22 protein-coding genes are annotated in these 24,040 nt (G+C 67.9%); 11 read left to right on the plus strand and 11 right to left on the minus strand.

What is annotated here, in order from left to right:
- Nucleotides 1–2: 2 nt before the first annotated feature.
- The 6 genes from C2U31_RS13110 to C2U31_RS13135 form a co-directional block, all read right to left on the minus strand.
- Nucleotides 3–980, minus strand: a complete 978-nt coding sequence (locus tag C2U31_RS13110; RefSeq protein WP_103273150.1) for a succinylglutamate desuccinylase/aspartoacylase family protein — start codon at nucleotides 978–980, stop codon at nucleotides 3–5.
- A 34-nt stretch (nucleotides 981–1,014) separates the two neighbouring features.
- Nucleotides 1,015–1,977 (minus strand): tripartite tricarboxylate transporter substrate binding protein, encoded by a 963-nt coding sequence (locus C2U31_RS13115; protein ID WP_103273151.1) that lies wholly within the window; start codon nucleotides 1,975–1,977, stop codon nucleotides 1,015–1,017.
- Nucleotides 1,978–2,171: 194 nt separating this feature from the next.
- Nucleotides 2,172–2,882, minus strand: coding sequence for a Bax inhibitor-1/YccA family protein (locus C2U31_RS13120; protein ID WP_103273152.1), 711 nt, complete (start codon nucleotides 2,880–2,882; stop codon nucleotides 2,172–2,174).
- A gap of 125 nt (nucleotides 2,883–3,007) precedes the next feature.
- Entirely contained in the window at nucleotides 3,008–3,511 is a 504-nt protein-coding gene (locus tag C2U31_RS13125) for a hypothetical protein (RefSeq protein WP_103273153.1), read from the minus strand.
- Nucleotides 3,512–3,557: 46 nt separating this feature from the next.
- Nucleotides 3,558–4,016 carry a DNA polymerase III subunit chi gene (locus C2U31_RS13130; protein ID WP_103273154.1) on the minus strand — a complete coding sequence of 153 codons (459 nt, stop codon included), beginning with the start codon at nucleotides 4,014–4,016 and terminating at the stop codon, nucleotides 3,558–3,560.
- A gap of 16 nt (nucleotides 4,017–4,032) precedes the next feature.
- Entirely contained in the window at nucleotides 4,033–5,538 is a 1,506-nt protein-coding gene (locus tag C2U31_RS13135; RefSeq protein ID WP_103273155.1) for a leucyl aminopeptidase, read from the minus strand.
- 56 nt (nucleotides 5,539–5,594) lie between these two features.
- Here C2U31_RS13135 and lptF point away from each other — a divergent pair, with 56 nt between their 5' ends.
- Nucleotides 5,595–6,707: an LPS export ABC transporter permease LptF gene (lptF, locus tag C2U31_RS13140; protein ID WP_103273156.1), complete on the plus strand. Its 1,113-nt coding sequence runs from the start codon at nucleotides 5,595–5,597 to the stop codon at nucleotides 6,705–6,707.
- Nucleotides 6,708–6,730: 23 nt separating this feature from the next.
- Here the strand turns inward: lptF and C2U31_RS13145 are convergent, their stop codons facing one another.
- Nucleotides 6,731–7,651 (minus strand): LysR family transcriptional regulator, encoded by a 921-nt coding sequence (locus C2U31_RS13145; protein WP_103273157.1) that lies wholly within the window; start codon nucleotides 7,649–7,651, stop codon nucleotides 6,731–6,733.
- A 204-nt stretch (nucleotides 7,652–7,855) separates the two neighbouring features.
- Between C2U31_RS13145 and C2U31_RS13150 the strand changes: the two genes are divergently transcribed.
- The 4 genes from C2U31_RS13150 to C2U31_RS13165 all read left to right on the plus strand — a co-directional run bounded on the left by C2U31_RS13150 (nucleotide 7,856) and on the right by C2U31_RS13165 (nucleotide 12,377).
- A complete protein-coding gene (locus tag C2U31_RS13150) occupies nucleotides 7,856–9,073 on the plus strand; it encodes an ABC transporter substrate-binding protein (RefSeq protein ID WP_103273158.1) in 1,218 nt (405 codons plus the stop codon).
- Between the two features lie 97 nt (nucleotides 9,074–9,170).
- Nucleotides 9,171–10,664 carry a CoA-acylating methylmalonate-semialdehyde dehydrogenase gene (locus tag C2U31_RS13155; protein ID WP_103276359.1) on the plus strand — a complete coding sequence of 498 codons (1,494 nt, stop codon included), beginning with the start codon at nucleotides 9,171–9,173 and terminating at the stop codon, nucleotides 10,662–10,664.
- A 224-nt stretch (nucleotides 10,665–10,888) separates the two neighbouring features.
- Complete coding sequence (locus C2U31_RS13160) at nucleotides 10,889–11,833, plus strand: CysB family HTH-type transcriptional regulator (protein WP_103273159.1); 945 nt, start codon at nucleotides 10,889–10,891, stop codon at nucleotides 11,831–11,833.
- A 214-nt stretch (nucleotides 11,834–12,047) separates the two neighbouring features.
- A complete protein-coding gene (locus C2U31_RS13165; protein ID WP_103273160.1) occupies nucleotides 12,048–12,377 on the plus strand; it encodes a DUF2325 domain-containing protein in 330 nt (109 codons plus the stop codon).
- A gap of 182 nt (nucleotides 12,378–12,559) precedes the next feature.
- Here C2U31_RS13165 and C2U31_RS13170 read toward each other — a convergent pair whose 3' ends face one another.
- Nucleotides 12,560–13,225, minus strand: coding sequence for a C40 family peptidase (locus tag C2U31_RS13170; protein WP_199770993.1), 666 nt, complete (start codon nucleotides 13,223–13,225; stop codon nucleotides 12,560–12,562).
- 293 nt (nucleotides 13,226–13,518) lie between these two features.
- On the opposite strand from C2U31_RS13170, the gene C2U31_RS13175 reads away from it, so the two are divergent.
- The 6 genes from C2U31_RS13175 (at nucleotide 13,519) to ltaE (ending at nucleotide 21,553) form a co-directional block, all read left to right on the plus strand.
- Nucleotides 13,519–15,408, plus strand: a complete 1,890-nt coding sequence (locus tag C2U31_RS13175; protein ID WP_103273162.1) for a propionate--CoA ligase — start codon at nucleotides 13,519–13,521, stop codon at nucleotides 15,406–15,408.
- Entirely contained in the window at nucleotides 15,405–15,812 is a 408-nt protein-coding gene (locus C2U31_RS13180) for a heme-binding protein (RefSeq protein WP_103273163.1), read from the plus strand. The genes C2U31_RS13175 and C2U31_RS13180 overlap by 4 nt, the downstream gene beginning before the upstream one ends.
- Before the next feature lie 110 nt (nucleotides 15,813–15,922).
- Nucleotides 15,923–17,155 (plus strand): MFS transporter, encoded by a 1,233-nt coding sequence (locus C2U31_RS13185; RefSeq protein WP_233772853.1) that lies wholly within the window; start codon nucleotides 15,923–15,925, stop codon nucleotides 17,153–17,155.
- A gap of 277 nt (nucleotides 17,156–17,432) precedes the next feature.
- Nucleotides 17,433–19,412: an acetate--CoA ligase gene (gene acs / locus C2U31_RS13190; protein ID WP_103273165.1), complete on the plus strand. Its 1,980-nt coding sequence runs from the start codon at nucleotides 17,433–17,435 to the stop codon at nucleotides 19,410–19,412.
- Between the two features lie 167 nt (nucleotides 19,413–19,579).
- The gene (locus tag C2U31_RS13195; protein ID WP_103273166.1) at nucleotides 19,580–20,464 is read left to right on the plus strand and encodes a DMT family transporter; all 885 of its coding nucleotides are present in this window, start codon (nucleotides 19,580–19,582) and stop codon (nucleotides 20,462–20,464) included.
- 78 nt (nucleotides 20,465–20,542) lie between these two features.
- On the plus strand, nucleotides 20,543–21,553 hold the full coding sequence (ltaE, locus tag C2U31_RS13200) for a low-specificity L-threonine aldolase (RefSeq protein WP_103273167.1): 1,011 nt from the start codon (nucleotides 20,543–20,545) through the stop codon (nucleotides 21,551–21,553).
- 56 nt (nucleotides 21,554–21,609) lie between these two features.
- Here ltaE and C2U31_RS13205 read toward each other — a convergent pair whose 3' ends face one another.
- From C2U31_RS13205 to C2U31_RS13215, 3 genes are all read right to left on the minus strand, one after another.
- A complete protein-coding gene (locus tag C2U31_RS13205) occupies nucleotides 21,610–21,954 on the minus strand; it encodes an antibiotic biosynthesis monooxygenase (protein WP_103273168.1) in 345 nt (114 codons plus the stop codon).
- The gene (locus C2U31_RS13210; protein WP_103273169.1) at nucleotides 21,951–23,051 is read right to left on the minus strand and encodes a cytochrome; all 1,101 of its coding nucleotides are present in this window, start codon (nucleotides 23,049–23,051) and stop codon (nucleotides 21,951–21,953) included. The genes C2U31_RS13205 and C2U31_RS13210 overlap by 4 nt, the downstream gene beginning before the upstream one ends.
- Before the next feature lie 142 nt (nucleotides 23,052–23,193).
- The gene (locus C2U31_RS13215) at nucleotides 23,194–24,039 is read right to left on the minus strand and encodes an NAD-dependent epimerase/dehydratase family protein (protein WP_103273170.1); all 846 of its coding nucleotides are present in this window, start codon (nucleotides 24,037–24,039) and stop codon (nucleotides 23,194–23,196) included.
- Nucleotide 24,040: the final 1 nt, after the last annotated feature.

Below are 24,040 nucleotides of genomic sequence, written 5' to 3' on the forward strand. Positions count from 1 at the left end.
GGTCAGTACAGCGAGGAAAGAGAGTCCAGGGGCAACGCCGGCGCCGCCTGCAGCAGGCAGTCGCCGTCATCGCTGCGGGCGATGGCGCGCAGGCACAGCACCGTGCCCGCTTGCGGGCTGAGCAGGGTGTGCGCCGGCGTGTCGGGGCGTGCGGGTTCGATCAGCCGGCCCACGCGCTGACGCGCCGAGATGCGCTGGCCAAGCTCGACGCCGGGAATGAAAACGCCGGGCCCGTGCGCGCGCAGGGTCGCGGCGGGGGCGTCCAGGTCGTATAGGGCTGGTGGATCCGGGCGTGCTAGCTCGCGGTTCAGCAGGCCCAGCTCATGCAGGCAGCCGAGCAGGCCTTCGCGGCAACGATCGACCAGCGCCTGGCCGGTCTCGGCGCCTCCGCCGATTTCCGCGCTCAGTCTCAGCACGCCGTGACGGCTGGCGGCGGCCGGCATGGAGCCGGCTTCCGTGCCACGAAAGTAGATGCAATGAGGCAGGCCGAAGGCGCGTGCCAGCGCCGGCAGGCGCGGATCGAGCGCGTCCCGGCCATAGCGCGTGATCACCGAGGACGGCAGGTAGCGCAGCGATGCGCCGCCGCTGTGCACGTCCACCAGCGCCTCTACGCGCGGCAGCAGCTTCGCTTCCAGCGCGGCCGCCACGCTTTCGGTGTAGCCGCGCGCGGGGGGGCCGAGGAAGGCCCGGTTGAGATTGCCGCCGTCGTTGGGTGACAGGCGGCGACCAGCCAGCGAGGCTTCGGCGTTGGCGGCGGGCAGCAGATAGACCGTGCCGCGGTTCAGGATCCCGGGCAATTGATGCCAGAGTTCCAGGATCGCGGCCTGGCCTTCCCACTCGTCGCCATGCACGCCGGCCATCAGCGCGACGGCGGGGCCGGGGCCGGCGTCGATGCGCAGCACCGGCACGGTGACGCGGCGATAGGCGGATTCATTGGTCGCGGCCGCGCACGAGAAGTCTTCGCGGGTCACGGCGGTCATGCGGGGGCTCCTGTCGTCATCGGGCGGCGCATGGTCAGTCGAGCGTGGTGCCCGCGGCCTTGATGATGTTCTCCCATCGGGGCAATTCCTTCTTGATCTGCGCCTGCACGTCCTGCGGCGCGCCGCCCAGCGGTTCCTGCGAGCGGCTGCGCAATTCGCGGACCACGTTGTCGGTGCGCAGGGCCTGGTTGAGCGCGTCGTTGAGTCGCGCCAGCACGGCGGACGGCGTGCCGGCCGGCGCCACCAGCGCGCTCCAGGCGGATTGCTCGTAGTCCGGGTAGCCCTGCTCGGCCACGGTAGGCACGTCCGGATTGGACGCCGCACGCTGCCGGGTGGTGACGGCCAGCGCGCGCAGGCGTCCGTCCTTCAGATTGCCGATCAGGGGCGGCAGGTTTTCCATCATCGAATCGACGTGTCCGCCCAGCAGGTCCGACAGCTGCGCCGCCGTGGCCTTGTAAGGAATCTGGCGCACCGCCGCGCCCGTCTGCGCGACGAACAGCTTGACGCCGACTTCGCTGGTGGTGCCGGGGTCCGCCGAGGTCATGGTCAGCTTGTCGGGTTGGGCGCGGCTGGCGTCGATGAAGCTCTTCAGGTCGCGGTAGGGCGACGCGGCGTTGACCACGATGACGTTGGGCGTCTCGGTGACCAGGCCGATGGGCGCCAGGTCGCGGTCCAGATCGTAGAGCTGTTGCTTGAACAGGTAGCGATGCAGCACCAGCGTGCCGACGTGGGCGTAGCCGATGGTGTAGCCGTCGGCCGGCGCGCGCACCAAGGCCTGGGTGCCGATGCGGCCGCCGGCGCCGACGCGGTTCTCGACCACCACGGGCTGGCCCAGCAGCTTGCTCATTTCCTGGCCGACCAGGCGGGCGGTGATGTCGGCATTGCCGCCGGCGGCGGCGGGCACGATCAGCGTGATCGCGCGCTCGGGATACGCGGCCCATGCCGGCTGGGCGGCCAGGCAAAGGAGCAGGGCGGCAAGGCCGGCTGCGTGTTTCATGACGATTCCCCTTGGTGTTTTGTTGGTGACGTCATTGTGGAGCGCGGGCGTGCCGAAGATGTTCGGGGTTTTGATATTGTTGTTTTCTTTTTTCGAATATCGACAGGGCGTGAGTCCAGCCTCGTCGTGGTGCGCGGGACGAAAAAAAGGCCTGCATCGCAATGCAGGCCTTGGTTGGGATCGAGCGCTGGCCGTTATTCGCGGTCGCCGCCGAAGATGCCCAGCAGCATCAGCAGGTTCGAGAAGACGTTGTACACGTCCAGGTAGATGGCCAGCGTGGCGGAAACGTAGTTGGTTTCGCCGCCGTTGACCACGCGTTGCAGGTCCACCAGCATGAAGGCCGAGAAGATCACGATGGCCATCACGGAGATGGTCAGCATCAGCGCGGGCAGCTGCAGGAAGATGTTGGCCAGCGCGGCGACCAGGATGACCACGGCGCCCATGAACAGGAACTTCTGCATGCCCGACAGATCGCGCTTGATGGTCGTGGCCAGCGTGGCCATGGTGCCGAACACGATCGCGGTGCCGCCGAAGGCCGTCATGACCAGCTGCGAGCCGTTGCTCATGCCCATCACGAAGCCCAGCAGGCGGGACAGCATGACGCCCATGAAGAACGTGAAGGCCAGCAGCAGGACCACGCCGAGCGAGTTGTTCTTGTTCTTCTCGATGGCGAACATCATGCCGAAGGCGCCCACCAGGAAGACGATGGCAGACAGACCGGGGCTGGCGCCCATGACGCGGTTGATGCCGGTATAGAGGCCGACGGCCGCGCCCAGCACGGTCGGGATCAGCGACAGGGCCAAGAGCCAGTACGTATTGCGCAGGACCTTGTTGCGGACGACCTCGCCCGGCGCGCCGGCGAGTTCACCGGAACGGTTAAAAGGGGACGGACGATATTCGTTCATGGAAAAACTCCTGTGTGCGGCAAAAAGGGATTGCCTCGAATGCTTAGATGCAAAGGATACCTTACAGTTCCCTTAAGAATCCAGTCAGGCGTGGTACCAGTCGGGCGTGGCACGCCGAAGCGGCATCAGCCCCGACGGACTTCACGCAGCACCCGGTCGACGATCGCGGGCAGCTCGGCGTCCATGCGGGCCTGCAGATGCGCCACGGCATCGGCCAGTGCGGCACGCATCAGTTGCTCGACCTCGGCCTGCAGCCTGGCGGCCAGCACGGCGGCCTCGGCGGACGCCGCGACGGGCGCATCGTCGTCGGCGGGCTGGAAGGGGGCGGATGCTGGCATCGTCCAGGGCATGGCCGGCTGGGCAGCCCCGGCGGCGACTGGCGTCGCAGGGGCTGGCGCTACGTAGACAGACGGCATCGAGACGGGCGTCACCGAGACGGGCGTCACCGAGACGGGCGCGGGCGGCGCAGGATCCGGGGCGATCTCGGTCAGCACGGGAAAGGCGTCGTCGTCGCCGACAGGCGCGGCGGGCGGCCGTGGCGGCGCCACGGACGCCGGCGCGTCGTCATGCGGCGGTTCGACCCGCTGGGTGAGGGTAGGGATGCCGGGGTCGTAGGAATGAGGGGGCATGGGGACTCCCGATGGCGAAAATGCACGGCCCGCCGCGAGCGGCGGCTCAGGCGTCTGGCTGGCGGCTGAGATCGTGGCTGTGCGGGGCGTGGCCCGCGTTCTGGTAGACGCGCCAGCGCTGGCGCGCGGCCTGCTTGTCGTCGGGCTCGTCGGAGACGATTTCCAGGAGGCGTTCGAAACCCTCGAAACCGGGCGGGCACTCGTCATCCAGGTTGAGCAACCAGGGTTGCGGCTGCCCCGCCTGGACCAGCTTTTCCGACGCCTTGAGCGGATCGGAGGCGGTCAGCACCACGGGCGTATCGGCGGCCAGCGGGTCATTGGCCAGTACATGAGGCACGAAGGAGATATCGTCGAAGGCCCAGAGCATGCGGTCGAAGGACGCCAGCCGGGAACCGTCGCGGCAATACACCACCAGGCGCTGGCCCGCCAGGTAGCGCTTGCGCGCCACCTGGCAGGCTGTGCGCAGGCGATCCGGCGCGCCGAAGGCGAAATCGATGCGCGTCATGCCTGTTCCAGGCCGCTCAAGCCTGGTCCAGCAGGAACTGCATCAGCAGCGGCACGGGACGGCCGGTGGCGCCCTTGTCCTTGCCGCCCTTCCAGGCGGTGCCGGCGATGTCCAGGTGGGCCCAGCGGTAGGCCTTGGTGAAGCGCGACAGGAAGCAGGCCGCCGTGACCGCGCCGGCCGGGGGGCCGCCGATGTTGGCGATGTCGGCGAAGTTGGACTTGAGCTGGTCCTGGTAGGCGTCGTCCATGGGCAGGCGCCATGCGGTGTCCAGGGCCTGGCGGCCGGCGGCGGCCAGGGCCTCGGCCAGTGCGTCGTCCTTGGAGAACAGGCCCGTGTTGACGTGGCCCAGCGCCACCACGCAGGCGCCGGTGAGGGTGGCGATGTCGATGACCGTCGAGGGCTTGAAGCGCTCGGCGTAGGTCAGCGCGTCGCACAGCACCAGGCGGCCTTCGGCGTCGGTGTTGAGGATCTCGATGGTCTGGCCCGACATGCTGGTGACCACGTCGCCGGGCTTGTTGGCCTTGCCGCTGGGCAGGTTCTCGCAGGCCGGGATCAGGCCGACCACGTCCAGCGGCAGTTCCAGTTCGGCCAGGGCGCGGAACGAGCCCAGCACGCTGGCGGCGCCGCCCATGTCGTACTTCATTTCGTCCATGGTGGCGGCCGGCTTGAGCGAGATGCCGCCGGCGTCGAACGTGATGCCCTTGCCGACCAGCACGATCGGGCCGTCACCGGCCTTGGCGCCTTTCTTGGCCGGCTTGCCGGCGTGGCGCAGCACGATGAAGCGCAGCGGTTCGTCGGAGCCGCGGGCCACGGACAGGAACGAGCCCATGCCCAGGGCCTCGACCTGCTTCTTGTCCAGCACCTCGACCTTCAGCGACTTGAATTCGCGGGCCAGGCGCTTGGCGGTCTCGCCCAGGTAGGTGGGCGTGCAGATATTGCCGGGCAGGTTGCCCAGGTCACGCGTCAGCGACATGCCGTTGGCGATGGCGGCGCCTTCGCGCAGGCCCTTCTGGGCCTGGGTGGCATCCGCCCGTTCGACGATCTGGACGATCTTCTTGAGCTTGGGACGGGCGTCGCGGTCGGGCTTGCCGAAGCTGGCGTCGTAGTGATAGGTGGCGGCGCCGGCGGCGATGGCGGCGCTGCGGGCGCGGGCGATGACGGGCACGTCGGCGACCGGGTTGGCCACCAGGGTCGACACGCCTTCGGCCAGCTGCGCGGCCACGCAGGCCTGGGCGAAGGCCTGTTCGGCGGCGGCATGGGCGCGGGCCGAGTATTCATCCTGCTTGCCCAGGCCGACCAGCACCACGCGCTGCGCCGTGACGCCGGGCAGGTTGCGCAGCGTCAGCGTGGCGCCGGCGCGGCCGCGGAATTCGGTCTTGGCCACCGCCCGCACGGCGCCGTTCGCGGCGCGGTCGATCAGGTCGGCGGCCGGGCTCAGCACGCCGTCCGCGAAGACGCCGACGGCCAGCGCGGCGGTTTTGATCTGGTGCAGGGAAGCGGTGGTCTGTGTGCTAAATTCCATGAGGGTTTCCCGGTACGTCTGTGTATGATGCGGTCGATTATCCCGCATATTCTCCCATGTCTCTATTCAAACGCTCTGTCGTCAGCGAGATCACCAGTCACGCTGGCGTTGTCTTTTCCACGTTGCTCGTCGTGTGGCTCAGCGTGCTCCTGGTGCGCTTGCTCGGCGAGGCGGCCGGAGGCAACATTGGGGCGGACGTGGTGCTGGTGCTGGCGGCGCTGTCCACCATCACGGCGCTGCCCACCATCCTGGCGGTGTCGGTCTTCATCGCCGTGCTCACCACGGTGACGCGCAACTATCGCGAATCCGAGATGGTCGTGTGGTTCGCCAGCGGCCTGTCGCTGGCCGATTGGTTCAAGCCCGTGCTGCGCGTGGCCATTCCCGTGGCCATCGCCGTGGCCGGCCTGACCCTGTTCGCCGCGCCCTGGGCCTATCGCCAGATCGGTGAATACCATCAGCGCTTCGAGCAGCGTTCCGACCTGTCCAAGGTCACGGCCGGCCAGTTCGCCGAATCGGCCGGCGGCGACCGCGTGTTCTTCGCCGAAGATCCCGCCCAGCCCACCGATGAGCTTGGCAACGTGTTCGCGCGTGAAACCGGCCCGGAATGGCTCAGCGTGCTGAGCGCCAGCAGCGCCCACAGCGAGACCCTGCCCAACGGCGACCGCTTCCTGGTGCTGGGCGCGGGCCACCGCTATGACCTCAAGCCGGGCACGCCGGAGATCCGGCTGGTGAATTTCGAAAAGTACGGGCTGCGCCTGGAAAGCAAGGCCGGCGGCGATCCGATGGCCGAGGCGCGCGCGGCGGCCGAGCGCTCCTCCAAGGCGCGCACCACGGGGCAGCTCATGGCCGACAATACCGACAACAGCTGGTCGCAGGTCATGTGGCGCGTGTCGCTGCCGCTGGCTGCCCTGAATCTGGCGCTGCTGGCCATTCCTCTGGGGGCGGTCAACCCGCGCCTGGGGCGTTCGGGCGACATCCTGATCGCCGGTCTGGTGGGCCTGCTGTACATGAACCTCATGAACCTGTCGCGGGCCTGGATCGCCAATGGCAAGCTCAGCTTCGGCGTGGGCGTCTGGGCGATTCACGGCCTGGTGGCGCTGCTGACATTCTTCCTGCTGATGCGCCGGCTGCGAGTGAAGGCGCCGCGCAACAGCCCCGCGGCTTCCTGAGGCCCTGGCGGCTGCCTGCCGCCCTAGGGCAGGTAGCGCAGCGCGTTTTGGGTGCCGGCCAGCAGGCCGGCATTGCGCAGCGCCGATTTGCGGATGAACTCCCACAGCACGTTGACGCGCTTGAGCTTGCGCAGGTCCTCGTGGCAGTACATCCAGAACGAGCGCGTGATCTCCACTTCCTGTTCCAGCACCGGCGTGAGCCGGGGATCCTGGGCGGCGATGAAGCAGGGCAGGATGGCCAGCGACTGGCCTTGCAGCGCCGCGTGGTACTGGGCGACCACGCTGGTGCTGCGCAGGATCACCTTGCTGGCTGGCAGCAGATCCTCCAGATAGCGCAATCGCTCGCTGAACAGCAGTTCGTCCACATAGCCGATGAACGTGTGGTCCGCCAGGTCTGCCTGTGAGCGGATGGGCGGATGGCGCGCCAGATAGCCGGGCGTGCCGTACAGCCGCAACGTGTAGTCGCACAGCTTGCTGCAGACATAGGGCCCGCGCTGCGGCCGCTCGATGGTGATCGCCAGGTCGGCTTCGCGCTTGGACAGGCTCACGAAGCGCGGCACCGGCAGGATGTCCAGCGTGATGTGCGGATAGCGACGCTGGAAGTCCGCCGCCAGCGGCGTCAGCACATAGCTGCCGAACCCTTCGGTGGCGCCGATGCGCAGGTGTCCCGACAGCGCCTGGCCGATGCCAGACAGGTTTTCGCGGGCGCTGTGCACCGCGCTTTCCATCTGCTCGGCATGCACGAACAGGCGCTGGCCGTCCTCGGTCAGCACGAAGCCCGCGCCGCGCGACTTCTCGAACAGCAACGTGTCCAGTTCCGCCTCCAGCGCGCGGATACGGCGCGACACTGTCGTGTGCTCCACGCCCAGCTTGCGCGCGGCGGCGCTGGCGCGCTGGGTGCGCGCCACTTCCAGAAAGTACCTGAGACTGTCCCAATCCAGCATGTCGCCTCGCTCCCGGCGGGCGCGGAAACCCTGGTTTCCACGCCCGGTATAGATGTGCATTAATGCACAAGTAATGTGCATTTCTAGTGTTGCTTGTTGATTTTCACACATCTACACTGGGTCGGCAGGCCCTGGGGTTGATGCCGCCCGGGCCGCAGGCCGCGCAGACGGCGTACAACGCATAACAACTCAGGAGACAAATCCATGAAATCGCATGCACGCGGGCTGGCCGCAGGACTGTGTCTGGGCGCCGTTCTGACGGCACAGGCGCTGGCCGCGGACAAGCCGCCAGTGAAGATCGGTATCTTGACCGACATGTCGGGCACCTATGCCGGCATGGGTGGACCGGGTTCGGTGGCGGCTGCGCAATTGGCCATCGACGACTGCCTGGCCGCGGAATGCAAGGGCATGAAGATCGAGCTGGTGTCGGCCGACAACCAGAACAAGGCCGACGTGGGCGCCGCCCGCGCGCGTGAATGGTTCGACCGCGACGGCGTGACCGCCATCGCCGACCTGACCAACTCCGCCGTCGCCCTGGCGGTGCAGGGCATTGCCCGCGAGAAGAACAAGGTGGTGATGTTCTCGGGTCCGGCCACCACGGTGCTGACCAACAAGGAATGCTCGCCGCTGGGCTTTCACTGGATGTTCGACACCTATTCGCAGTCGGCCGGCGGCGCCAAGGCCACGGTGAAGGCGGGCGGCAAGTCCTGGTTCTTCGTCACCGTGGACTACGCGTTCGGCCATTCGCTGGAAGCCGACACCGCCAAGGCCGTGCAGGCACTGGGCGGCACGGTCGCGGGCAGCGTGCGGCATCCGCTGAACGCGCCTGATTTCGCGTCCTATCTGTTGCAGGCGCAGAGCTCCAAGGCGCAGGTGGTGGCGCTGGCCAACGGCGGCCAGGACACGGTCAATGCGGTCAAGCAGGCGGGCGAGTTCGGCATCGTGGCGGGCGGGCAGCGGCTGGTGTCGCTGCTGATCTTCCTGTCCGACCTGCGCGCGCTCGGGCTGGACACCGCCCAGGGCCTGTCCTACGTGGACGGCTTCTACTGGGACTATGACGACGCCACGCGCCAGTGGTCGGGACGCTTCGAGAAGGCCTTCCGCGGCCTGAAGCCGACCATGACCCAGGCCGGCGTCTATTCCAGCGTGCTGCACTACCTGCGCGCGGTCGCCGCCAGCGGCAGCACCGACGGCAAGGTGGTGGCCGACAAGATGCGCGAGCTGCCCATCAAGGATCCGATCATGCGCAACGCCTCGATCCGCCCGGACGGCCGCGTGATCCACGATATGTACCTGTACGAAGTGAAGAAGCCGTCCGAATCCAAGGGCGGCTGGGATTATTCCAAGCTGGTGGCGACCATTCCGGCCGCCGAGGCCTTCCAGCCGCTGGCCGATTCGGCCTGCCCGCTGGTCCAGAAGTAAACCGCGCGCCGGGCGCGGGCCTGGTTGCCCGAGTCCGGCGCAATGATTCATGAACGCGGATCCGATCCGCAACGACAAGCAGTCCGAGGAGCATCAAATGAGTGAAGTCCCCCACGTTCCGCTAATGATCGGCGGCAAGCTCGTGCAGTCCAAGACCACTGAATGGCGGGACGTGATCAATCCTGCCACGCAGGAAGTGGTCGCCAAGGTGCCCTTCGCCACGCGCGAGGAACTGGACCTGGCGGTGGCCAATTCCAAGGAAGCGTTCAAGACCTGGCGCAACGCCGGGCAGGGCGCGCGCATGCGCGTCATGTTGAAGTTCCAGGACCTGCTGCGCGCCAACACCGCCAAGCTGGCCGAGATGATCACGCGCGAGCACGGCAAGACCCTGCCCGACGCCGAGGGCGAAGTCGGCCGCGGCCTGGAAGTGGTCGAGCACGCCTGCTCGATCGCCAACCTGCAGCTGGGCGAATATGCCGAGAACGCCGCCACCGGTATTGACGTCTACACGCTGATTCAGCCGCTGGGCGTGTGCGCCGGCATCACCGCGTTCAACTTCCCGGTGATGCTGCCCTGCTTCATGTTCCCCATCGCCGTGGCCTGCGGCAACACCTTCGTGCTCAAGCCGTCCGAGCAGGATCCGACCTCGTCGCTGTTCCTGGCGGAGCTGGCGCTGGAAGCCGGCCTGCCGCCGGGCGTGCTGAACGTGGTCCATGGCGGTCCGGATATCGCCAATGGCCTGTGCGAGCATCCCGACATCAAGGCGGTGTCCTTCATCGGCTCGACCCGCGTCGGCACCGAGATCTACAACCGCGCCTCGGCCGCCGGCAAGCGCTGCCAGTCGATGATGGGCGCCAAGAACCACTGCGTGGTCCTGCCCGACGCCGATCCGGACGTGGCGCTGAACCAACTGCTGGGCGCCGCCTTCGGCGCCGCCGGCCAGCGCTGCATGGCCTCGTCCGTGGCCGTGCTGGTGGGTGACGCGCGCAACTGGCTGCCCGACTTCGTCGAGCGCGCCAAGAAGCTCAAGGTCAATTCGGGCACCGACCGCCAGGCCGACCTGGGCCCGCTGGTCTCGCCCAACGCCAGGAAGCGCGTCGAAAGCCTGATCCAGAAGGGCGTGGACGAAGGCGCCAAGCTGCTGCTGGACGGCCGCAACGTCAAGGTCGCCGGCTTCGAGCAGGGCAACTTCGTCGGCCCGACGATCTTTGATGGCGTGAAGGAAAACATGACCATCTACACCGAGGAGATCTTCGGTCCTGTGCTGTGCGTGGTCGGCGTGGAAACGCTGGAGGACGCGGTCGAGTTCATCAACCGCAACCCCAACGGCAACGGCGTGGCGCTGTTCACCCAGGACGGCGGCGCGGCGCGCTACTTCCAGAACAACATCGACGTCGGCCAGGTGGGCATCAACGTGCCGATCCCCGTGCCGGTGGCCTGGTTCAGCTTCACGGGCTCGCGCGCGTCGAAGCTGGGCGACCTGGGCCCCAACGGCAAGCAGGCGGTGCAGTTCTGGACGCAGACCAAGACCGTCACGGCCCGCTGGTCGGCGCACACCAAGAGCGTCAACACGACGATCAGCATGCGCTAGAGGACGCTCCCCCCGAAGCGCTGCGCGCTTCCCCCAGGGGCGCCACTGCGGACCGGCAAAGCCGGCTCCGCGTGGCCCCGCTTGGGGGAGGGCGTCTTGGATTGAGGGGGGCTGGGTTTGAGGAGGAATAAGCGGGGACGTGTTGTGCCTAAGCTTATACTGATAAGTAATATAAAAAGCTTATCTTATTACTTATAATTGGCCCGTCTATCAGGGGCCAATTCATGAACCTGCAGCAATTTCGTTTTGTGCGTGAAACCATCCGCCGCGACTTCAACCTGACCGAAGCCGCCCGGATGCTCTACACCTCGCAGCCCGGGGTATCGAAAGCCATCATCGAGTTCGAGGACGAACTCGGCATCAAGATCTTCGAACGGCACGGCAAGCGCATCAAGGGGCTGACCAAGCCCGGTTTGGCGGTGTCGCAGGTGATCGACCGCATCATGCGCGAAGTCGACAACCTGAAGAAGGTCAGCGACGAGTTCGCGCGTCGCGACGAGGGCGGGTTGGTGATCGCCTGCACCCACACCCAGGCGCGCTATCTGCTGCCGCGCGTGATCCCGGCCTTCCGCAAGCAATTCCCCAAGGTGCACCTTTCGCTGGCCGAGGGCAGCCCGGCGCAGCTGGCCGAGATGGTGCTGCACGAGCAGGCCGATCTGGCATTGGCCACCGAATCGCTGGCGCTGACGCCGGGCCTGGCCACGCTGCCGGTGTACGCCTGGGAGCACACGGTGGTGGTGCGTCCCGACCATCCGCTGACCGAGCTGACCTCCAGCGCCGCCAAGCGCCTGTCGCTGGCGCAGCTGGCCGAGTACCCCATCGTCACCTATGACCGCGCCTTCACGGGCCGCAGCACGATCGACGAGATCTTCGCCAACCAGGGCATCCACCCCGACATCGTGCTCGAAGCCATCGACGCGGACGTGATCAAGACCTATGTCGACGTGGGCCTGGGCATCGGCATCATCGCCGGCGTCGCCTATGACCCGCGCCGCGACTCCAACCTGGTCGGCCTGCCGGTGGGGCATCTGTTCGGCACGCATACCACCCGCGTGGGCGTGAAGGCGGGCGTGTTCCTGCGCGACTATGTCTACACCTTCCTGGAGATGCTGGCGCCGTCGCTGACGCGCGCCGTGGTGACGGAAGCGGTGCAGGGCACGCCGAAATAGGTGGTCCGCCGACGGGCGGACCCTGAGGATCAGGCGCGGCCCCGTCAGGTGCCGCGCCTTTTTTGTCTGCGGGGGCGTCGGGGCAGAGGCGCTCGACTATCCGCAAGCGCTGGTCCATAAAAATAATTAAATAAGAATAGCTCTCATTTGCGTTGACTAAAAAATAGGAATCATTATCATTACATCCAGTCTCAACGACCCAGTGAGGTTAAACATGACGGCAGGACTGAGTGCAGTAGTGGTAGGCGCCGACCGGCTCGGCAACATTCCCGATTTGCTCAAGGGACACAATATCTCGATCACGCATCACATCAGCGGACGGGATCCCTCGCATCAGAAGAAAACGCTGCAACTGCCCTCGGGCACCCAGCTGGTGATTCTGCTGACCGACTTCCTCGGTCACAACGTGATGAAGACCTTCCGCAACGCGGCGCAACGCGGCGGCATCAGGGTCGTGGCTTGTCGCCGCTCGGTCTGCAGCATGCAGCAGGCATTGCAGCAATGCGGCCTGTGCCCGCGCGCGGGCTCGGGCACGGTGCACTGATTCCGACGCGGTTCCGGCCGGGCGATCAGCCGACAATAGATCAAGACTGGGGAGGCCTGCGGGCCTGCGGCGCGAAGCGCCGCGAAGAGAAATGCAAAACGCCGCCGGACTTTCGGGTCCGGCGGCGTTTTCGTATTCGTGCTTGCCGCCATGTCGCCCGCAGGGGCGCGGCATGCGTCGGCTTATCGGGAGGCCGCGCGGGCCGAGGCCACCATGTGGTCGTCCAGGCGGCGGGCGCCGTTGTAGCGCTTGGCCCAGTACGCCATGGTCATGTTCTCGACGCGGACCACGCCGCCGGCGCTGGGGGAGTGAACGAAACGGTCGTCACCCAGGTAGATGCCAACGTGCGAATAGCGGCGGCCCAGCGTGTTGAAGAAGACCAGGTCGCCGGCCTTGAGCTCGTTCTTGTTGATCGAGGTGCCGTGCTGGGCGATCTCGGCGGCGTTGCGGGGCAGCTTCAGGCCGAGCGAACGCTGGGCGGTGTACGAAACCAGGCCGCTGCAATCGAAACCGGTATCGGGGGAGTTGCCGCCGAAGCGGTAGCGGATGCCCAGGTAGGTCAGGGCTTCGCTGACCAGGGCGTTGTCGCTGTCCACGCCGGTCTGGGCCTGCTGGCGGCGTTCGCGCTTGAACTTCTGCACCACCAGCATGCCGATGGGATCATCGGCCGTGGCGACCCATTCCGTCTCGTAGGGATCGATCTCGGACGTATGGGCGGTTGACTTCTGACTGGTGCTTGCACAACCCGCCAAACCCGCGACGCATGCCGCCAGGGCCAGCAACCGGATACGTCGGATTGCCTGGCCAGTGGATGAATTGAGTCGCGAGCTTACGGAGTGTCGATGCATTCGCCTGGGGAAGATGCACTGCGTTTAGCGTCGATTGCGCGCAAAAGCGCGGAAATCGGCTGATAAATACAGCGAATCAACGTTATGTTGTCTACAACTTCGCGGGGATTCTACCAAACTTTTAAGACTGGTTCGTTACTGTAACCAGCCCGGCGCCCGTGCGGCGTAGACGCGTGGCAGAATTTTTTGACCTGCGGCAAGCCTCGTGCAAGGTTTGCCCACCAGAATGACCCAAAAGCTTGAAGCAAAAAGCAATCAGCCAAAAGGCGTATGCACGATAACAGGAGACAACCATGCAAAAAACCAGGGATTTCCATTACCGATCGATACACGACCGGGACGCTTTCTGGCGCGAGCAGGCCGGCCGGGTGCATTGGGAAACGCCGTTCGAGTCCGTGCTGGACTTCTCCCGGCCGCCCTTCGCCAAGTGGTTCGTGGGCGGCAAGACCAATCTCTGTTACAACGCCGTCGACCGATGGCTGCCCACGCAGGCGGAAGATCCGGCGCTGATCTGGGTGTCCACCGAGGTGGACCGCGAACGGATCTACACGCGCCAGGATGTCTATGAAGAGGTCAACGCCGCCGCCGCCATGCTCAAGGAACTGGGCGTGGAACGCGGCGACCGCGTCCTGCTGTACATGCCCATGGTGCCGGAGGCCGTCTTCACCATGCTGGCCTGCGCCCGCATCGGCGCGGTGCATTCGGTGGTGTTCGGCGGCTTCGCCTCGGTCAACCTGGCGCAGCGCATCGACGATGCCGCGCCCAAGGTGATCGTGTGCACCGACGGCGGTTCGCGCGCGGGCAAGGTCGTGCCCTACAAGCCGCTGCTGGACCGGGCCCTGGGCCTGTGCAAGACCCCGCCGGCCGCCGTGGTGGTGTTCGACCGTGGGCTTGCGCCCTTCGAGCCGGTGGCGGGGCGCGACCTGGACTACGCCACGCTGCGCGCCCGGCATCAGGGCGCGCGGGTGCCGGTGGCCTGGCTGGAGTCGTCCGAACCCAGCTATATCCTGTACACGTCAGGCACGACCGGCAAGCCCAAGGGCGTGCAGCGCGACACCGGCGGCTATGCCGTGGCGCTGGCGTCTTCCATGGAGTACCTGTTCAACGGCAAGCCGGGCGACACGTATTTCTGCACCAGCGACATCGGCTGGGTGGTGGGGCACTCCTACATCATCTACGGCCCGCTGATCGGCGGCCAGTCCACCATCCTGTACGAAGGCACGCCGGTGCGGCCGGACGGCGCCATCCTGTGGAAGCTGGTGGAAAAGTACCGGGTCAATACGCTGTTCTCGGCGCCGACCGCGGTGCGCGTGCTCAAGCGCCAGGATCCGGCCCTGCTGAAAAAGCACGACCTGTCTTCGCTGCGCGCCGTGTACCTGGCCGGCGAACCGCTGGACGAGCCCACCGCGCAATGGATCTCCCAGGGTCTGGGCAAGCCCATCATCGACAACTACTGGCAGACCGAATCGGGCTGGCCGATCCTGTCGGCCCAGCCCGGCGTGGAAAGCGTGCCGACGCGTTTCGGCAGTCCCTCGTTCCCGGTGTATGGCTTTGACGCCCGCATCGTCAGCGAGACCACGGGCGAGGATCTCGGTCCCGACCAGAAGGGTGTGGTCGCCATCATGCCGCCCTTGCCGCCGGGCGCGATGTCCACGATCTGGGGCGACGACGAGCGCTTCGTCCAGACCTATTTCACGTCCATCCCCGGCCGCCTGGCCTATTCGACCTTCGACTGGGGGCTGGTGGACGAGGACGGCTACTGGTTCATCCTGGGCCGCACCGACGACGTCATCAACGTGGCCGGCCATCGCCTGGGCACGCGCGAGATCGAGGAATCCGTCAACAGCCACGCGGCCATCGCCGAGTGCGCCGTGGTCGGCGTGGCCGACGCGCTCAAGGGGCAGGTGGCCATGGCCTTCGCCGTGCTGAAGAATCCCGCCGGCGCCGAGACGCAGGAGGGCGCGCGGCAACTGGAAGGCGATATCATGCGGCTGGTGGAAGATCAGCTGGGAGCCGTGGCGAAGCCGGCCAGGATCCGGTTCGTGGGCGCGCTGCCCAAGACCCGGTCGGGCAAGGTGCTGCGGCGCGCGATCGTCGCCGTGTGCGAGGGACGCGATCCCGGAGACCTGACCACCATAGAAGATCCCACCGCCCTGGAACAGATTAAGGAATCGCTGCAATGAACACCAAACCCGTGCTGAGCGCCGAAGACGTCAAGAAGATCCTGGCCGCGGCCGAAGCCCATGCCCTGCAGAACAAGTGGGCGGTGACCATCGCCGTGTCGGACGACGGCGGTCACCTGCTGGGCATGCTGCGCCTGGACGGGGCGGCGCCGATCTCCTCGCACATCGCGCCGGCCAAGGCCAAGACCGCCGCGCTGGGCCGCCGCGAGTCGCGCGTGTACGAAGAGATCATCAACAACGGCCGTTATTCCTTCCTGTCGGCGCCGCTGCTCGAAGGCATGCTGGAAGGCGGCGTGCCGGTCGTGGCCGATGGCCATGTGGTCGGCGCCGTCGGCGTGTCGGGCGTGAAGTCCAGCGAGGACGCCCAGATCGCCCAGGCCGGCATCGCCGCCCTGGGACTATGAGCGACAGCCGCAATACGGAACCGCCGCAGGGCGGTTCCGGCGCCGTGGATACGGGGGGCGACAGCCTCCTGAATCCCGGCGTGGCCAAGCGCGAGGTCTGGGCCTGGGCCATGTATGACTTCGCCAATTCCGGCTACACCACCGTCATCCTCACGGCGGTGTTCAGCACCTATTTCGTCGGTGTGGTGGGGGCGCGTGCGTCCTGGGCCACGCTGGCCTGGACGGCGGCGCTGTCGCTGTCCTACCTGCTTATCATGCTGACCATGCCGACGCTGGGCGCCCGCGCCGACGCGCGCGCGGCCAAGCGGCGGCTGCTGTTCGCCAGCACTGTCGGCTGCGTCGGCGCCACGCTGGCGCTGACCCAGGCCGGGCCGGGCGATGTCTGGCTGGCGCTGGTCGCCATCGTCATTTCGAACTACTGCTATTGCGTGGGCGAATCCGTGGTCGCGGCGTTCCTGCCGGAACTGGCCAGGCCCGCCGCGCTGGGGCGCGTGTCGGGCTGGGGCTGGAGCTTCGGCTATTGCGGCGGCATGCTGACGCTGGGGCTGTCGCTGGTCGTTGTGACGCAGGCCGAGGCCCGCGGCATGACCGCCGAGCATTTCGTGCCCTGGGTCATCGTGGTCACCTGCTCGGTGTTCGCGCTGGCCGCCCTGCCGTCCTTTTTCCTGCTGCGCGAGCGCGCGCGTCCGGGCCAGGCGCAGCCCGCCATGGACCTGCTGCGGCGGCTGGCCTATGCCTGGCGCGAGACGGGCACGCACTTTCCGGAGTTCCGCCGGCTGTTGATGTGCATCGCGTGCTATCAGGCCGGTATCTCGGTGGTGATCACGCTGTCGGCGGTGTATGCCTCGGAAGTGATGGGCTTCACCACGCCGCAGATCATGCTGCTGGTCTTCACCGTGAACATCGGCGCCGCGGCCGGCGCCTTCTCGTTCGGTTACGTGCAGGATCGCATCGGCCACAAGCGCGCGCTGGCCATCACGCTGTGCGGCTGGATCCTGATGGTGCTGGTGGCCTATGCGGCCGTGACCGCGCCGGTGTTCTGGATCGCGGCCACGCTGGCCGGCCTGTGCATGGGCACCACGCAGAGCGCGGGCCGCGCCATGACGGGGGCGCTGGCGCCGGCCGGCCGCCTGGCGGAGTTCTTTTCGCTGTGGACCTTCGCCGTGCAGCTGGCCGCCGTGATCGGGCCACTGACCTACGGCCTGGTGACCTGGGCCACCGATGGCAACCACCGGCTCGCGATCCTGGTGACCGGGCTGTTCTTCGTCGGCGGCCTGGCGCTGCTGTCGCGCATGGACATGGCGCGCGGCCTGGCGCGCCGGGAGCAGGGCGCCGCCGCCTGAGCGACGCCATCGGCGCCACATCGGGGCGCCGCGGCTGCTATCCTTACGAACTGTGCCCGGCGACGCCGCCGGGCACAGTTGCGCATAAGCTGTCGCTTGTCGATGCCGCCAGTCCTTTTCGCACTTCCCGCCTCGCGCGTTCGCGGCCATGACGGCCCGGGCGCGAGTTCCGGCCCGCATTTTGCGTAAGGTGCCCGTAAGAGCGTGGCGATACGGTTGCGGGTGAGTAGAAAAAGAGCAGCATCAACAACAGAATCACCGATTGGAGACAAAGATCATGTCGAATGCCATTGAGTCCGTCCTGGTGGAAACCCGGGTCTTTCCGCCGCCCGAGCGCGCTTCGCAAGGCGCCTCGATCCCGAGCATGGACGCCTACAAGGAATTGTGCGCCCAGGTCGAGAACGACTTTGACGGATTCTGGGCCGGCCAGGCCCGCGCCAACCTGAAGTGGACCAAGCCCTTCACCCAGGTGCTGGATGAGTCCGACGCCCCGTTCTACCGCTGGTTCGGCGACGGCGAGCTGAACGTCTCGGCCAACTGTCTGGACGTGCACCTGACCAATGGCAACGCCGACAAGACCGCGATCATCTTCGAAGCCGACGACGGCAAGGTCGACCGCGTCACCTACCGCGAACTGCTGGCCCGCGTGTGCCGCTTCGCCAATGGCCTGGCCAAGCTGGGCTACAAGAAGGGTGACCGCGCCATCATCTACATGCCCATGTCGATCGAGGCGGTGGTCGCCATGCAGGCCTGCGCGCGCCTGGGCGTGACCCATTCCGTGGTGTTCGGCGGCTTCTCGGCCAAGAGCCTGCAGGAGCGCATCGGCGACGTCGGCGCCACGGTCGTCATCACGGCCGACGAGCAGGTGCGCGGCGGCAAGGTCATCCCGCTCAAGCCGGCGGTCGAGGAAGCCATCGCCATGGGCGGCTGCGAGGCTGTCAGCAAGGTGATCGTGTACCGCCGCACGGGCGGCAAGATCCAGTGGACCGAAGGCCGCGACCTGTGGATGCACGACGTCGAGGCCGGCCAGCCCGATACCTGCGAGCCGGTGCCGGTCAACGCCGAGCATCCGCTGTTCATCCTCTACACCTCGGGTTCCACCGGCAAGCCCAAGGGCGTGCAGCATTCGTCGGCGGGCTACCTGCTGTGGGCCCTGCTGACCGTCAAGTGGACCTTCGACGCCCGCAAGGACGACGTCTACTGGTGCACGGCCGACGTGGGCTGGGTCACCGGCCATACCTACATCACCTACGGCCCGCTGGCCGCCGGCCTGACCCAGGTCGTGTTCGAGGGCGTGCCCACGTACCCGAACGCCGGCCGCTTCTGGGACATGATCGCGCGCCACAAGGTCACCACCTTCTACACCGCGCCGACCGCCATCCGTTCGCTGATCAAGGCCGCCGAGGCCACGCCCGAGGCCCATCCGCGCAACTACGACCTGGATTCGCTGCGCATCCTGGGCACGGTGGGCGAGCCGATCAATCCCGAAGCCTGGATGTGGTATCACAAACAGATCGGCCGCGAGCGTTGCCCCATCGTCGACACCTGGTGGCAGACCGAGACCGGCGGCCACATGATCACGCCGCTGCCGGGCGCCACGCCGGCCAAGCCGGGCTCCTGCACGCTGCCGCTGCCGGGCATCGCCGCGGCCATCGTCGATGAGACCGGCGCCGATGTCGAACAGGGCAATGGCGGCTTCCTGGTCATCAAGCGCCCCTGGCCCGCGATGATCCGCAACATCTGGGGCGACCCCGAGCGCTTCAAGAAGAGCTACTTCCCGTCCGAGCTGCGCGGCTACTACCTGGCGGGCGACGGCGCGCAGCGCGACGCCGACGGCTATTTCTGGATCATGGGCCGCATCGACGACGTGCTGAACGTCTCGGGCCACCGCCTGGGCACGATGGAAGTCGAGTCGGCGCTGGTGGCGCATGAACTGGTCGCCGAGGCCGCGGTGGTGGGTCGTCCCGACGACACCACCGGCGAAGCCGTGGTGGCTTTCGTGGTGCTCAAGCGCGCGCGGCCCGAGGGCGAAGAGGCGCAGGCCATCGCCAAGCAGCTGCGCGACTGGGTGGCCAAGGAGATCGGTCCCATCGCCAAGCCCAAGGACATTCGCTTCGGCGACAACCTGCCCAAGACGCGCTCCGGCAAGATCATGCGCCGCCTGCTGCGCGTGGTCGCCAAGGGCGAGGAAATCACTCAGGACGTGTCCACGCTGGAAAACCCCGCCATCCTGGATCAATTGGCCAAGTCGCTGTAGATCCGATGCCTTCCGGTCCCGCCCGCCGCCCGTCCGCATCGTGGACGAAACGGCGGGCGGGCACGGCGGCCCGCGCCGCGCGCCGGGAGCATAATGGCAGACGCCCGTAACGGTATCCGTTACGGGCGTCTTTGTTTTCCGATCCCCATCCACCTGGAGTCCCCGCAGTGAACCGCAGCAGTTTCGATCGTGCCGGCCTGGCCCTGATGTTGAGCACCATCCTTGTATGGGCGGGCAGCTGGATCGCGATGAAGCTGATCGTGCCGTACATCGGCCCCTTCGACTTCGTGGCGCTGCGCTATGTGACCGGCGCCGTCGTGCTGTTCGTGCTGGCCCTGGCCACGCGCCGGCCGCTGGCCATGCCGCCCTGGGGGCTGACGCTGCTGATCGGGCTGACGCAGACGGCCGGATTCCAGGGCTTCGTCCAGACCGCGCTGGTCTCGGGCGGCGTCGGCAAGGTGTCGCTGATGGCCTACACCATGCCCTTCTGGGTGGTGCTGTTCGCCTGGTGGCTGCTGCGCGAGCGTCCCACCGTCCGGCATGCCGCCGGCATCGGGTTGGCGGCGATCGGCCTGGTCTGTTTCGTCGAGCCCTGGAACGGGTTGGGCGATATCAAGCCCGTGCTGCTGGGACTGGGCAGTGGATTGTGCTGGGGCGTGGGCACGGTGCTGTCCAAGCGCATGTTCGAGCGCCATCGCCCCGACGTGATGGTGTTCACCGCCTGGCAGATGCTGCTGGGCGGGCTGGTCATGGCGCCGGTGGCCTGGATGGTGCCGCAGATTCCGGCGCAATGGGGCTGGCAGCTGTCGCTGGGCATGATCTACATCGTGTTCATCGCCACGGCGGCCGGCTGGCTGCTGTGGCTGCAGGTGGTGCGCCGGGTGCCCGCGTCCATCGCGGGCCTGTCCAGCCTGGGCGTGCCGGTGGTGGCCATGCTGCTGGCCTGGGCGTTGCTGTCCGAGCGGCCCGGCGGCGCCGAGCTGGCGGGCATGGCGCTGATCCTGGCCGGCATCTGGGTCGTGAGCCGAGCCGCGCCGCCGGGCAGGCAATGAACCTCCCGCCGCGTTGAAGGCTTCCGTCGCGGCGCTGTTGTTTTTTCCGAATCCGCATCACGCACGAAGGTTGTTTCCATGATTGATTTGCGCAGCGACACCGTCACCCGGCCTACGGCCGCTATGCTCCAGGCCATGATGGCCGCGCCGGTCGGCGACGACGTGATGGGCGACGATCCCAGCGTCAACCGCCTGCAGGCGGCCGTGGCCGAGCGCGCCGGCAAGGAGGCGGGCCTGTTCTTCCCGTCCGGCACGCAAAGCAACCTGGCCGCGCTGATGGCGCATTGCGAGCGCGGCGACGAATACCTGGTGGGGCAGCTCGCGCACACCTACCGCTACGAGGGCGGCGGCGCGGCGGTGCTGGGCAGCATCCAGCCCCAGCCCATCGAGCATGCCGCGGACGGTACGCTGCCGCTCGAGCGGCTGGCCGAGGCCGTCAAGCCCAAGGGCGATCCGCACTACGCGCGCACGCGCCTGTTGGCGCTGGAGAACACCTTCCAAGGCAAGCTGATTCCCGCCACGTATATCGAGGCCGCCAGCGCCTGGGCGCGCGGGCTGGGCCTGGGCGTGCATCTGGACGGGGCGCGCGTGTTCAATGCCGCCGTCGCCAGCGGCCGGCCGCTGGCCGAGCTGTGCGCGCCGTTCGACACGGTTTCCCTCTGTTTTTCCAAGGGGCTGGGCGCGCCCGTGGGCTCGGTGCTGGTCGGCAGCCGCGCCTTGATCGAGCGCGCGCTGCGCTGGCGCAAGATGCTGGGCGGCGGCTTGCGCCAATCCGGCGTGCTGGCGGCCGCCTGCCTGTACGCGCTGGAGCACAACGTCGAACGGCTGGCGCAGGATCATGAGCATGCGCGCCTGCTGGCCGAGGGGCTGCGCGGCATCGCGGGCCTGCGGGTGCTGTCGCAGGATACGAACATGGTGTTCGTCGAGTTCGAGCCGTCGCGCTGCGACGCGCTGAACGCGGGCGTGGCGGCGGACGGCATTCTGATGCGCGCCGTCTACGGCGGCTCGACGCGGCTGGTGACGCACCTGGACGTGTCGGCCGACGACGTGCGGCGCGTGGTGGCCTCGGTGGCGCGGCATCTGGCCTGAGACCGACAGACTCGGATGGCCGCGCGCGTGGCGTCAAGCGAGCCTGACGAGCCGCTTCAGCCGTGCCGTTCGCGGCTGTCGCCCGGGGCTTCGTCGCGCCGCGCCATGCCATAGTCCCGCAGCACCTGCGCCACGCGCAGCCGATAGTCCTGGAACACGCCGCCGCGGCCGGCCGCTTGCGCGCGGCGGTGCGATTCCAGTGAGCGCCAGCGGCGCACCGCATCCTCATCGCGCCAGAACGACAGCGACAGCAGCTTGCCCGGCGTGCTCAGGCTCTGGAAGCGCTCGACGGAAATGAAGCCGTCGATGGCCTTCAGCTCGTCGATCAGGGTGGCGGCGATGTCCAGATAGGGCTTGGGATCGCCCTGGGCGGGTTCGACTTCGAAGATCACGGCGATCATGGGTGTGCGTCCTTGGCGCAGTCAAACAGGGGAAGGCGGGCGTTGGGCAGCGGCCGGTAGCGATGGCGCGCGGCCAGGGCGGGCGCGTCGGCGCCGGCGCGCAGCAGATGGGCCAGCGCGCCCGCCGCATCGCGGCGCGCCAGGTCCTGGCCGGGACAGGCGTGGCCCAGCGCGCCAAAGGTCCAGGGTGTGTCGGGTTGCGCGAGGGCGGCGGCGGCCAGCACCAGCAGCACGGTCTGCCCGGCGGCGATGCGCTGGCCGTCGACGTTGATCTCGTCGGCCAGGAAGCGTCGGGTGTTGTGTATCGGCGGATCAATGCGCAGCGTTTCGGCGACCAGTTCGCGCGCCGCGTCCGGGGGCGGCGCCCGCCGCAGGCCGCGCCGGCCAGCCAGCACCAGCGCATTGCCGAGCAGGGCCGCGCCGGCTTCGCAGGACTGGAACAGCAGCCCGGCCAGATTGGCGGCCAGCAGGTCCATGCCGATGCCGGCCTGGGCGCAGTCCTGCCGCAGCCGGCGCAGCGTTTCGCCGGCCTGGGGCGCGTGCAGATAGGCCAGCATGCGCGCCTGCAGGCGCTCGGCGGCGCGGTGGGCGCGTTCGATGCGCGCGGCGTCGGCCGTGGCGGGCAGCGCCGCGATAAAGTCCGCGATGTCGGCTGCGCATGTGCCGTGCACGTCCGGCGGCAGGCCCATGAAGGCCGCCTGCGCATACACCGGCGCGAGCGTCAGGTAGCGGTCCACGCCGGCCGCGTCGATGCGCGGCAGCGGCCAGGCGCCGTTCAGGTCCGGCGCGGGCTGGCTGTCGATATAGGCGCGCAGCAGCGTCTTGAGCCTGGCGTGTTCTGCGCTGTCATTCATCCGGACAAAGCGGCCGAACAGCGCGCCGGCGGGGCCGGGGCACAGGCCGCGCGGCACGGGTTCGGCGGGCGGCCGGACGCGGGCGGCGGGATGCGCGAACACCTGCGCGATGGCCTGCGGACTGCTGGCGACCCACAGGTTCAGCGTGTCGTCGCGGTACAGCGGACGCTCGCGCGCCAGCGCGGCATAGTAGGGATAGGGATCGGCGTGGGTGACGGCGGCGATGGGATCGGTGGGCGGCATGGCGCGGGCTCGTGATGGAACGAGCCGCCAGTATCCCGGTTCGTCACGGGCCATGATTCGATGGGGAACGAACCATGCATGCGCTTGCAAGCGAACACTGGACGAGCCGTGCGCGCCAGGGCATGGCGCGCGGGACGAGGATTCAGGCGCGTCCGTTGTCGGCCAGCAGCGCCGCATAGCCGGGCCGCGAGTCCGGCCACTGCAGACGCAGGCCGCTGGCGCGCAGCCGCGCGTTGCTGAGTTTCTTGCTGCCCACATTGGCGGGCGCGGGGGCGATGCGTGGCGCGGGCGCGCCGATGATGCGCGCCAGGTCGGCGTACAGCTCGTGTAGTGGCAGCGGCGTATCGTCGCAGCCGATGTACACGGACGCGACGGCGGGCAGCAGGGCCAGATGCGCGACGGCCGCGGCGGCGTCATCGATGTGGATGCGGTTGGCCCAATGCGGGGGCTCGACGGGCGCGCCGGCCTGGCCCGAACGCAGCCGCTCGATCAGCTGCAGCCGGCCCGGGCCATACAGGCCGGCCAGTCGCAGCGCCGTGGCGGATTCGGGTCGGGCTGCCAGCAATGCCTCGGCTTCCAGCAGGATGCGGCCGTTGAAGCCTTGCGGCGCGGGCGGCGTGTCCTCGTCGACCCAGCCGCCCCGGTGTTCGCCATAGACGGCGCTGGACGACACGAACACGATGCGTTGCAGATGGGAGGCGTCCAGCGCGGCGAGCACATTGCGCAGCCCGTCGACGAACACGCCGCGATAGACGGCTTCGTCGCGCGCGCCGGGGGCGGGCAGGAAGATCAGGCGGGTGATGCCGGCGGGCAGGACGGGGATGCCGTCGGGCCGCGAGATGTCGCCGCGCAGCCAGGCGATGCCGTCCGCGTCGTCAGCGGGCGGCTGGCGCCGCAGGGCATGGACTTCCACGCCCTGGACCCGCAGCCGCCGCGCGGCGCGCAGGCCCAGGTCGCCGCAGCCGATGAGCAGCGCGCGCTCGGCCATG

This window comes from Achromobacter sp. AONIH1, assembly GCF_002902905.1.
In the GTDB taxonomy this organism is placed as follows: domain Bacteria; phylum Pseudomonadota; class Gammaproteobacteria; order Burkholderiales; family Burkholderiaceae_B; genus Achromobacter.